This is a genomic window from Tardiphaga sp., assembly GCF_028290785.1.
GTDB lineage: Bacteria > Pseudomonadota > Alphaproteobacteria > Rhizobiales > Xanthobacteraceae > Tardiphaga.
On sequence record NZ_JAQGJD010000207.1, the window covers coordinates 1 to 10,528 of the forward strand.

Consider the following 10,528-nt stretch of genomic DNA (forward strand, 5'->3'; position numbering starts at 1 on the left):
CGGCGTCGAGGGCATGCTCTACATGAGCAGCCAGGCGACCACCGACGGCCTGATGACGCTGAACGTCACCTTCCGGCTCGGCACCGATCCCGACAAGGCGCAGCAGCTGGTGCAGAACCGGGTGGCGCAGGCCGAGCCGCGGCTGCCGCAGGAAGTCCGCACGCTGGGCATCACCACCATCAAGAGCGCGCCCGACCTCACCATGGTAGTGCATCTGAATTCGCCGAACGGCCGCTACGACATGACGTACCTGCGCAACTACGCGGTGCTCAACGTCAAGGACCGCCTCGCGCGGATCGAGGGCGTCGGCCAGGTGCAGTTGTTCGGCTCCGGCGACTATTCGATGCGGGTCTGGCTCGACCCGCAGAAGGTCGCCGAGCGCGGCCTGTCGCCGGGCGATATCGTCAAGGAAATCCGCGCCCAGAACGTGCAGGCCGCGGCCGGTCAGGTCGGCGGCTCGCCCAACGAGGCCGGTCTCGATCTGCAGCTCTCGATCAATGCCCAGGGCCGGCTGCAGAGCGAGGAAGAGTTCGGCGACATCATCGTCAAGAATGGCAGCAACGGCGAAGTGACGCGGCTGCGCGACGTCGCGCGCATCGAGATGGGCGCCGCCGACTATTCGCTGCGCTCGCTGCTCAACAACAAGTCGGCGGTGGCGATTCCGGTGTTCCAGTCGCCGGGTTCCAACGCGATCCAGATCTCCGACAACGTCCGCAAGGCGATGGCGGCGATGAAGGAGAACATGCCCGACGGCATGGACTACAGCATCGTCTACGACCCCACCCAGTTCGTGCGCGCTTCCATCGAGGCGGTAATTCACACGCTGCTCGAAGCCGTGGCGCTGGTGGTGCTGGTGGTGATCCTGTTCCTGCAGACCTGGCGCGCCTCGATCATCCCGCTGATCGCGGTGCCGGTATCGATCGTCGGCACCTTTGCGGTGATGCATCTGTTCGGTTTCTCGATCAACGCGCTGACCCTGTTCGGGCTGGTGCTGGCGATCGGCATCGTGGTCGATGATGCCATCGTGGTGGTGGAGAACGTCGAGCGCAACATCGAGCGCGGGCTGTCGCCGAAGGAGGCGGCCTATCAGGCGATGCAGGAAGTCACCGGGCCGATCATCGCGATCGCGCTGGTGCTGGTGGCGGTGTTCGTGCCGCTGGCCTTCATCACCGGATTGACCGGGCAGTTCTACAAGCAGTTCGCGCTGACCGTGGCGATCTCCACGGTGATCTCGGCGTTCAACTCGCTGACGCTGTCGCCGGCGCTCGCCGCATTGCTGCTGAAGGGCCACGACGCGCCGAAGGATGCGCTGAGCCGGATCATGGACAAGGGACTGGGCTGGTTCTTCCGACGTTTCAACCGCGCCTTCGCCTGGAGCTCCAACGCCTATAGCGGCGGCGTCGGCCGCGTGATCTCGCGGCGCGGCATCGTCATGGTCGCCTATCTCGTGCTGATCGGGGTCACCGCGTTCCTGTTCCGCGCGGTGCCCGGCGGCTTCGTGCCGGGCCAGGACAAGCAATATCTCGTCGGCTTCGCGCAGTTGCCGGACGGCGCCACGCTGGATCGCACCGAGGAAGTGATCCGCAAGATGGGCGAGATCGCGCTGGCAACGCCGGGCGTGGTGGACGCGATCCAGTTTCCCGGCCTGTCGATCAACGGATTCACCAATTCGTCGAACTCCGGCATCGTGTTCGTGACGCTGAAGCCGTTCGACGAGCGCAAGGATCCGAAGTTGAGCGGGGCCGCGATCGCGATGGATCTGAACATCAAGTTCTCCAAGATCCAGGATGCCTTCATCGCCATGTTCCCGCCGCCGCCGGTGTCGGGACTGGGCACGATCGGCGGCTTCAAGCTGCAGATCGAGGATCGCGCGGGCCTGGGCTACGAGGCGTTGTCCGAAGCCACCAAGGCGTTCGTGGCAAAGGCCTCGGCGCAGAAGGAACTGGTGGGCCTGTTCACCAGCTATCAGATCAACGTGCCGCAGCTCTATGCCGATATCGACCGCACCAAGGCGCGACAGCTCAGCGTGCCCGTGCCGTCGGTGTTCGAGACCATGCAGATCTATCTCGGCTCGTTGTACGTCAACGACTTCAACAAGTTCGGCCGCACCTATTCGGTGCGGGTGCAGGCGGACGCCAAGTACCGCGCCCGCGCCGACGATGTCGGTCTGTTGAAAGTGCGCTCCGACAACGGCGAGATGGTGCCGCTGTCGACGCTGCTGAAGATCAAGGAGAGTGCCGGCCCGGAACGCGCGATGCGCTACAACGGCTTCCTCACCGCCGATCTCAACGGCAATGCGGCGCCGGGTTATTCGACCGGACAGGCGCAGGATGCGATCACGCGCGTTGCCGCGGAAACGCTGCCGAAAGGCATCGGCTTCGAATGGACCGAACTGACCTATCAGGAGATCATCGCTGGCAACTCATCCCTGGTGGTGTTCCCGGTGGCGCTGCTGTTGGTGTTCCTGGTGCTCGCCGCGCAGTACGAGAGCCTGACGCTGCCGCTGTCGATCATCATGATCGTGCCGATGGGCCTGTTGGCGGCGATGTTCGGGGTGTGGATCACCAAGGGCGACAACAACGTGTTCACCCAGATCGGGTTGATCGTGCTGGTCGGCCTGTCGGCGAAGAACGCCATCCTGATCGTGGAGTTTGCGCGTGAGCTGGAATTCGGCGGGCGAACGCCGGTGCAGGCGGCGATCGAGGCCAGCCGGTTGCGCTTGCGGCCGATCCTGATGACCTCGCTGGCCTTCATCATGGGCGTGGTGCCGCTGGTGATTTCCACCGGTGCGGGCTCCGAGATGCGCCATGCCATGGGCGTCGCGGTGTTCTCCGGCATGATCGGCGTCACCGCCTTCGGCATCTTCTTCACGCCGATGTTCTACGTGCTGCTCCGCGCCATGGCCGGCAACCGGCCGCTGACCCAGCACGGCGCCTCCACGGTGATCGACGCCGCTCCGACGCCGGCGCATCACTGATTGCCGAGCAGGACACGGATGCCCCCGTGTCCTGCGAATGAGGTTTGCGTAGGGTGGGCAAAGGCGCCTTCGCCGTGCCCACCATGTACGCGCACCGTCTGCAATGGGCACGCCCCGCCGCGCTTGCGCGTCGTGGCTTTGCCCACCCTACGGCATCGCGTCACATCGTCCGATCAACGCTTTGTTTCGGTTTCCCCGGCAGATTGGCGGCACCTGAGTCGCCACCCCGGAGCCGTTCGTGAATGACAGCCTGATTGCTACCTGCCAGCTGTTCCTGATCCCGCTGACCATTTTGTTCGCCGCCGTCGGCGTCGCCAACAGCCGTTTCGTCAAGCTGCTGGTCTGCGTGCTGGCCACCGCGCTGGCCGGGTTGTGGCTGTACCGCATCTGGCTGTGGAGCGGGCTGTCGGTGATCGATCGCCGCACCGGGCTGGGCATCGCGGGCGGTTTCGCGCTGTGCTGGGCGCTGACGTTGCTGCACCAGATCAAGAGCAGCTTTGGCGGCGGCCAGCGATAGCCGGCTTCCGCGTTCCCCGGACGCGATGCGATACCAGGCGTTGCAACCGCATCGCCGCCAGTATCGCTTCGCAGAGTCGGGGTCCCGGTTGCTTTGGAAGAACCGGGATCCCGGATCTGCGCAGCGGCACAAGAGCGCCGCAGCGCGTCCGGGAAACGCTGGCGCGCGGTCCTGGCGGTTGTGAAGCCACCCGGCGTTGCTTACATGAGAGTCATGACCGAGACCGCTCCCGCGCTTCACGAAGCCCATCCCGAGATCACCGAAGAATCGATCGCGCGGCTGGTGCGCACGTTCTATGGCCGCGCCCGCGAGGACGATCTGATCGGCCCGATCTTCAATGATGCGGTGGCCGACTGGGACCATCACCTCAGCCAGATCAGCGATTTCTGGTCGTCGATGCTGCTGCGTACCGGGCGCTATGACGGCCGTCCGATGCGGCCGCATCTGCGGCTGCCGCTGACGCCGGCGCATTTCGACCGCTGGCTGGCGTTGTTCGAGCCGACGGCCCGCGAGATTTTCAGCGCCGACGTCGCCGAGGCCTTCATCCTGCGCGCGCGACGCATCGCCGACGGTTTCGAGATCGGCATTGCCACGACGCGCGGCGAGATTGCCCGGCCGCGCCACAGCGTGTGATCCCGTGTAGGGCGCAATAGCGAAGCGTATTGCGCCGCCCATCGGCGGATTACGCTTCGCTAATCCGCCCTACGGCCTCAATCGGCCTCGTACAGCAGCCGCGCTCGGATGGTGCCCTTGACGGCGCGCATCTCTTCAAGAACCGCTTCGGAATTGGCACCGGCGCCGTCGGTCTCCAGCACCACATAGGATGCCGCCGCCGGTCTGCAGGTACTGCGCGGCAATGTTGACGCCATGCGCCGAGACGATGTCGTTGAGCTTGCCCATCACGCCGGGCACGTCGCCGTGGATGTGGATGAAGCGCGTGCCGCTAGGCCGCGGCGGCAGTTGCACGCCGGGGAAATTGACCGCGCCCATGGTCGAGCCGACGTCGGAATATTCCACCAGCTTTCGCGTCACCTCGGCGCCGATGCGGTCCTGCGCCTCCTCGGTGGAGCCGCCGATATGCGGCGTCAGGATCACGTTGGGCAGGCCCTGCAGCGGGCTGACGAGCTTGTCGGCGTTGGACGCCGGTTCGACCGGGAACACGTCGATCGCCGCCCCCGCCAGCCTGCCGGCGCGCATCGCCGAGGCCAGCGCATCGAGATCGACCACGGTGCCGCGGCTGTTGTTGATCAGGATGCCGTCGTCCTTCATCAGCGCGATCTCGCGGGCACCGATCATGCCGGCGGTCTGCGGCGTTTCCGGCACGTGCAGCGAGACCACGTCGCTGATCGCCAGCAGTTCATCGAGGCTGGCGGTCGGCTCGGTGTTGCCGTGGCGCAGGCGATCGGTGAGGTCGAAGAACACCGTGCGCATGCCCATGGATTCGGCGAGGTTGGAGAGTTGCGAGCCGATATTGCCGTAGCCGACGATGCCCAGCGTCTTGCCGCGCATCTCGCGGCTGCCGTCGGCCGACTTGTCCCAACCGCCGGCATGCGCCGATACCGAGCGCGGCACGATCCGGCGCAGCAGCATCACGATCTCGCCGATAGTCAGCTCGGCGACGCTGCGGGTATTGGCGAACGGTGCGTTGAAAACGGGGATACCGCGGCGGCGCGCCGCCTCCAGGTCGATCTGGTTGGTCCCCACCGAGAAGCAGCCGACCGCGAGCAGCCGGTCGGCCGCTTCCAGGATGTCGTCGGTCACGTCGCTGCGCGAACGGATGCCGAGCAGGTGGACGCCCTTCACGGCCTCCTTCAGCGCCGCCGGTGACAGCGCCTTAGGGAAACGCTCCACCGAGGTGTAGCCGTTGTCGGCGAACATCGCGACGGCGCTGTCGTTGATGCCTTCCAGCAGCAGGATGCGGATCTTGTCTTTGGGCAACGAAAGGCGGGTCATCATGGCAGGAATCCTGGTAGAGCGACCGCGACGCGCGGCTTTTTGAGGCCTCCTGCTTTCACGATGCCGGGGGCTTGGCAAGGGTCGTGACGATCCAGCCATTCAGGAAAAAGTGTGCTGAGCGCAGGGCCTTTGCGCCGGCCCACCATTCGCACGCGGTGCGCCCCAGGACATTGACCGTGCCCGGTCGCGGCGTAGGTTTGCCGGTTCCACCGCCGGCCATGACCGAGCGGTAAGGGTTCACACGGCGGCCGGGCAGGGCGCGCGGCCCCCATGACACAGGAGGCTGCTGATGTCGCGCGTATCGACCTTCCGATGGCTCGGCGGCGCGTTCGCCGCGCTGGTGCTCGCCGTGCTCGCGGCGCTGGGTGGCAGGGCGGTGTCCGCCGAGGACAAGTACGCCTTGCAGGTGCCGGGCGGGCTCGCCTTCTCCGAATTTCGGGGCTACGAGGACTGGCAACTCGTCGGCGTCAGCCAGACCGAGGAAGCCTTCGCCGCCATCCTCGCCAACCCCGCGATGATCGAGGCCTATCGGGCCGGCGTCCCCGGCAACGGCAAGCCGTTCCCGGACGGCTCCAAGATTGCAAAGATCCACTGGAATCCGAAAAAGAGCGCGGACGCCCCGGCGCCGACCACGGTGCCGAACACCCTGCACGACGTCGATTTCATCGCCCGCGATAGCAAGCGTTTTCCCGATAGCGGCGGCTGGGGCTACGCCCAGTTCAACTACGATGCCGCCGCCGACGCCTTCAAGCCCGAGGGCAGCGGCACCGACTGCGGCCATGCCTGCCATACGCTGGTGAAGGCGAAGGATTATATCTTTACGGACTATCCAAAGCGGTAAGGTCACGGTGCCGCATCTGTAGCGTGACCTGCCACGCCGCGTCGCGCAGCGGCAGTGCGGCGGCTTCGGCGAGGATCTTGCGGGTGATGGGCACGGCGCGGCTTATGCCGCGACGGGGTGGTGGAATTCGGCGGCGATCTGCGCCAGCAGCAGGGCGTTCAGGACCGATACGGCGAGCACCATCAACAGCGCGGCCCACAGCCATCGTCCGACCAGCGCCAGCAGCACGGGCGGCACGACGCCGGCGGCGAACAGCGCGCCGAACGGCATTACCGCCAGCCATTCCATGCCGTCGCCCGTGGGACTTGCATGCGCGCCGATGAAGTGAAACGTCCATAGCCAGAACACGGTATTGGCCACGCCGAGCGCGAGCACAGTCCGGCGCAGCGTGGGCGTTGCCGGAGAAGGAAGATCGGACATGTCGCTGGTCGCACGTTGCACCATGCGGTTTGGTGCGAGCAGGGCGCCGATGGGTTCAGGCCTGGGTTCCAACCCATCGCCATCGATCCGGGATACCTGTTCGCCGTTTCGGCCTAGAGTGGCGGCATGAAGCAACTGATTTGCCCCCAATGCCGCGCCAGAATGGTCTTCGAGCAACATACCTGCACGCAGTGCGGGACCCTGGTCAGCTTCGACAGCACCCCATTGCAGATGGTCCGTGCCGCGACCGTGGTGCCGTGTGCCAACCGCGACCTGATCGGGTGCAACTGGTCGGTCGACGACGGCTTGCCGTATTGCCGTTCGTGCCGGCTGACGCGAACCATCCCGAACCTCGGATCGGATCGCAATCTCGCGCTGTGGCAAAAGGTCGAGCAGGCCAAGCGGCGCCTGACCTATGACCTGATGCGGCTGCAACTGCCGTTCGCCGTCCCGAGCGGCGCGCATATCGCGTTCGACATCTTGTCGCACGAGACGGCGGGACACTCGATCATGACCGGGCATCTGGCCGGGCTGATCACGATCAACCTGTCCGAGGCCGACGACGCCGTGCGCGAGGCGCGCCGCGCCACGTTTCGCGAACCATATCGCACGCTGCTCGGGCATTTCCGCCACGAGGTCGGTCATTTCTACTGGGAGGCGCTGATCGACCAGGCGCAACTGATCGGCCCGTTCCGGCTGGTGTTCGGCGACGAGTCCGCCGACTATGCGAGCGCGCTGGCCGACTACCATCATAGATCCGACCGGTCGTGGAGCAGCGACGCCTTCATCAGCGAATACGCCACCGCGCATCCGTGGGAAGACTGGGCCGAGACCTTCGCGCATTTCCTGCACATCGTCTCGACGCTGGACACCGCGTCCTCGCTGCCGCTGTCGCTCGACGAGCGCGCGCAGCACACGCTGGACGATCCCTATCTGGAACGTGACTTCGAGGCGCTGCTGGCGCTGTGGGAATCGGTCGCCTACAGCATGAACGAGCTCAACCGTTCGATGGGCCTGAGCGACGCCTATCCGTTCCGCCTCACGCCGGCGGTGCGTGGCAAACTACACTTCGTGCATCTGGCGATCATGCGGGCGCGGAACGGGGGGTAGAGGCAGCGCGCTCAGGCGAGGCCGAGCGCGAAGGCCAGCGTGCCGATGGCGGCATGCGACAGGATCAGCGGCCAGATATTGCGCATCCGCAAATAGGCAATGCCCCAGACCACCCCGACCGCAAAGGTGTTGAGCAGCAGGGCGGTGTCGCCATAGGCGATATGGATCAGCGAAAACACGGCCGACGAATACAGCACGTAGACCCAACTCCGCGCCTGCAGGCGGTCGATCATCAGCTTCGGTATCGATCGGCACACCACTTCCTGGCACGGGCTGGAGACCAGCACGTAGAACGGCGCAAAGCTCAGCCACACCGGCGGCTCGGAGCCGAACGTAAAGAGCCGCGTCTGCAGCACCATGACCGCGGCGAGGCCCAGGGTCAGAACTCCGCCGCCGACCCAGTGTTCGCGAAACGACGGCCGGCCGAGGCCGAGTTCGGCGAAGGTCAGGCCCGACACCAGGCACAGCGCGATGCACAGACCTGACACCGCGAGCAGGGCATAGGTCCGGTAGGCGAACGGCATCAGGCCGAAATGGATAGCCAGCCCGGGCGTCAGCAGCAGCAGCGTAAAAGCCGCAAGGGGCACCAGCGCGCGCCATTGTCGTGAATATGTCATAAAACTGTTTAGCGGAATTCATGCGCCGCGACCAGCGCGCTACTCTCAGCGGCGCGGGTATGTCGCGGCTCGATCACTCCATCTTGATGCCGGCGTCGGTGATCACCTTGTTCCAGCGCGCGATCTCCTCGACGACGAAGGCGCGAAATTCCTCCGGCGTGCTGCCGACGGCGACGATGCCCTGGTCGTCGAGCTTCTTCTTCAGCTCGGGATCGGCCAGCGCCTTCTTGGCCTCGGCGGAGACCCGGTCGACGATGTCCTTCGGCGTACCCGCCGGCGCGATGATGCCGGCCCAGGTGCCGGACACGAAATCCGGCACGCCTTGCTCCGCCATGGTGGGCACGTCGCCGGCTGCCGGCACGCGCTCCTTGGCGGTGACGACGATGGCCTTGGCCAACCCGGAGCGGACCTGCGACATCAGCGGGCCGACCACGTCGAACATCATGTTGACGCTGCCGCCGACCGTGTCCTGCAGCGCGCCGGACGTGCCCTTGTAGGGAATGTGCTGCAGGTTGATGCCTTCGCGGCTCTTCAGCATTTCCATGGTCAGGTGCGCCGCCGAACCGATGCCCGACGAGGCGAAGTTGAGCTGGCCCGGTTTTGCCTTGGCGAGCGCGATCAACTCCTTGATGTTGGTGACCGGCACGGATGGATGCGTGATCAGGATCAACGGCGCCACCGACATCAGCGAGACGTAACTGAGGTCCTTCAGCGTGTCGTAGGGCAGCTTCGGGTTGAGCGTGACATTGACCGCGTGGGCCGCGATCACGGTGCCGAAGGTGTAGCCGTCGGGCGCGGCCTTGGCGACGCTGTCGGTGCCGATCACCGCATTGGCGCCCGGCTTGTTCTCGATCACGAACGGCTGGCCCAGCGCTTCCGACATCTTCTGCGAGACCAAGCGCGCCATCAGGTCGGTGTAGCCGCCCGGCGTATAGGGCACGACCATGCGGATCGGCCGGTTCGGCCAGCCCTGGGCCTCGGCGCCGCCGGCGCAGGCGGTGAGAATCGCGAACGCGCCGAGCGCGCGGAACAGGGTCTTCATGGTCGTTTCCTCATCGGTGCGATCTTCGAGGCGGCGGGGACACCGCAGCGCCAGCCTCCAGATCCGCACTCGTTATTGTTGAGCCTGCCGTGCTGCCCCCGCGCGGGAGCAGATTCCCGGCGTCAGGCTAGCGCATCTCCCGGCGGGCAGGGAAGTAGACGAAAGGCCGCTGGCTCCAGCGATTGTGATGCAGGTTGCCGCGCCCCTCGTTGCGACGTGATCGTTCGCGAGCATTGTTGCGACCGGCGCGTCGTCGCGTGTTGTATAACCGCGCCACAGAAGATCCGCCGCGGCGCCCGATCCCGGTGCGCGCGTTCTCCAGCCCCGCGAGGCCGTGATGCCGATCCCATTCCGCAAGGCCTCGATCAGATCGCGCAGGCGAACCCTGGGACTGGCCGGCCTTGGCCTGATCGTGGAGACGATCGCCAGCCATCCCCGCGTCGATGTGACGGCGATGGTGAACGTCGCGACGATGTCGCGCTTGGCCGTAGCCCCCGTGATGGCGTCGCTCGGCGGCCTGTCATGGACAGCCGGCCCGCGCTCCGATGACCCTGTCGGGATCGCGCCGGCCGCGGGCACGGACCGGATGGCGTGGCTGTGCGGACGCAAGCATCTCATTGCGAGCTGAACGCCCGAGGCTCGCTCCGATGTGACTGGTCACGCTACGCCCGGCTGTCTATGATCTCTTTATGTCGCGATTCATGTGTCTATCGATTGCTATCGTCCTCTCGCTGCTGACCGCCGCCGCATCCGCGGCGCCGGCGCACAAGCGGCCGGCGAAGATCTGGAAGGGCTACGGCTTCCTGCCGGGCTATCACCAGCCGCTCAACAACGCCGCCCCTTTGTTCAAGCAGGAAGCCTCGGTGCTGCGCAATGCGCGGCGCGAACGCCGCCCGTGGTACATCGACCGCACCCCGGTGTATTACCGCTGGTCCGACGGCGAAAAATACTATTTCGGCCGCCCCGGCTTCTACCGCGGCAAGTACAATGGCGGCAGCATGGGCCCGTGCTGGACCCAGACCCCGATCGGCCCGGTGTGGAATTGCGG

The 10,528-nt window shown here is 65.8% G+C and carries 10 protein-coding genes and 1 pseudogene; 7 read left to right on the forward strand and 4 right to left on the reverse strand.

Going from position 1 to position 10,528, the window contains the following annotated elements:
• From JWR89_RS12080 to JWR89_RS12090, 3 genes are all read left to right on the forward strand, one after another.
• On the forward strand, positions 1–2,977 hold a 2,977-nt coding region (locus JWR89_RS12080), incomplete at its 5' end, for a multidrug efflux RND transporter permease subunit (RefSeq protein WP_299716193.1).
• A 238-nt stretch (positions 2,978–3,215) separates the two neighbouring features.
• On the forward strand, positions 3,216–3,494 hold the full coding sequence (locus JWR89_RS12085; protein WP_299716196.1) for a hypothetical protein: 279 nt from the start codon (positions 3,216–3,218) through the stop codon (positions 3,492–3,494).
• Between the two features lie 213 nt (positions 3,495–3,707).
• Positions 3,708–4,127 carry a group III truncated hemoglobin gene (locus JWR89_RS12090; protein ID WP_299716199.1) on the forward strand — a complete coding sequence of 140 codons (420 nt, stop codon included), beginning with the start codon at positions 3,708–3,710 and terminating at the stop codon, positions 4,125–4,127.
• Positions 4,128–4,204: 77 nt separating this feature from the next.
• On the opposite strand, the pseudogene serA reads toward JWR89_RS12090, so the two are convergent.
• Positions 4,205–5,450, reverse strand: a pseudogene (gene serA / locus JWR89_RS12095) (phosphoglycerate dehydrogenase).
• A 289-nt stretch (positions 5,451–5,739) separates the two neighbouring features.
• Here serA and JWR89_RS12100 point away from each other — a divergent pair.
• Positions 5,740–6,291, forward strand: coding sequence for a cytochrome P460 family protein (locus JWR89_RS12100; protein ID WP_299716202.1), 552 nt, complete (start codon positions 5,740–5,742; stop codon positions 6,289–6,291).
• A gap of 102 nt (positions 6,292–6,393) precedes the next feature.
• On the opposite strand, the gene JWR89_RS12105 is transcribed toward JWR89_RS12100, so the two are convergent.
• Positions 6,394–6,711, reverse strand: coding sequence for a hypothetical protein (locus JWR89_RS12105; protein ID WP_299716204.1), 318 nt, complete (start codon positions 6,709–6,711; stop codon positions 6,394–6,396).
• A gap of 126 nt (positions 6,712–6,837) precedes the next feature.
• On the opposite strand from JWR89_RS12105, the gene JWR89_RS12110 reads away from it, so the two are divergent.
• Positions 6,838–7,821 (forward strand): putative zinc-binding metallopeptidase, encoded by a 984-nt coding sequence (locus JWR89_RS12110; RefSeq protein WP_299716207.1) that lies wholly within the window; start codon positions 6,838–6,840, stop codon positions 7,819–7,821.
• An 11-nt stretch (positions 7,822–7,832) separates the two neighbouring features.
• Here JWR89_RS12110 and JWR89_RS12115 read toward each other — a convergent pair whose 3' ends face one another.
• Together JWR89_RS12115 and JWR89_RS12120 are read right to left on the reverse strand one after the other, a co-directional pair.
• Positions 7,833–8,438, reverse strand: coding sequence for a CPBP family intramembrane glutamic endopeptidase (locus JWR89_RS12115; RefSeq protein WP_299716210.1), 606 nt, complete (start codon positions 8,436–8,438; stop codon positions 7,833–7,835).
• A gap of 73 nt (positions 8,439–8,511) precedes the next feature.
• The gene (locus tag JWR89_RS12120; protein ID WP_299716213.1) at positions 8,512–9,480 is read right to left on the reverse strand and encodes a tripartite tricarboxylate transporter substrate binding protein; all 969 of its coding nucleotides are present in this window, start codon (positions 9,478–9,480) and stop codon (positions 8,512–8,514) included.
• Positions 9,481–9,817: 337 nt separating this feature from the next.
• Here JWR89_RS12120 and JWR89_RS12125 point away from each other — a divergent pair, with 337 nt between their 5' ends.
• Both JWR89_RS12125 and JWR89_RS12130 read left to right on the forward strand, forming a co-directional pair.
• Positions 9,818–10,108 carry a hypothetical protein gene (locus JWR89_RS12125; protein ID WP_299716216.1) on the forward strand — a complete coding sequence of 97 codons (291 nt, stop codon included), beginning with the start codon at positions 9,818–9,820 and terminating at the stop codon, positions 10,106–10,108.
• Between the two features lie 61 nt (positions 10,109–10,169).
• A partial coding sequence (locus JWR89_RS12130; RefSeq protein WP_299716219.1) for a hypothetical protein occupies positions 10,170–10,528 on the forward strand: 359 nt, incomplete at its 3' end.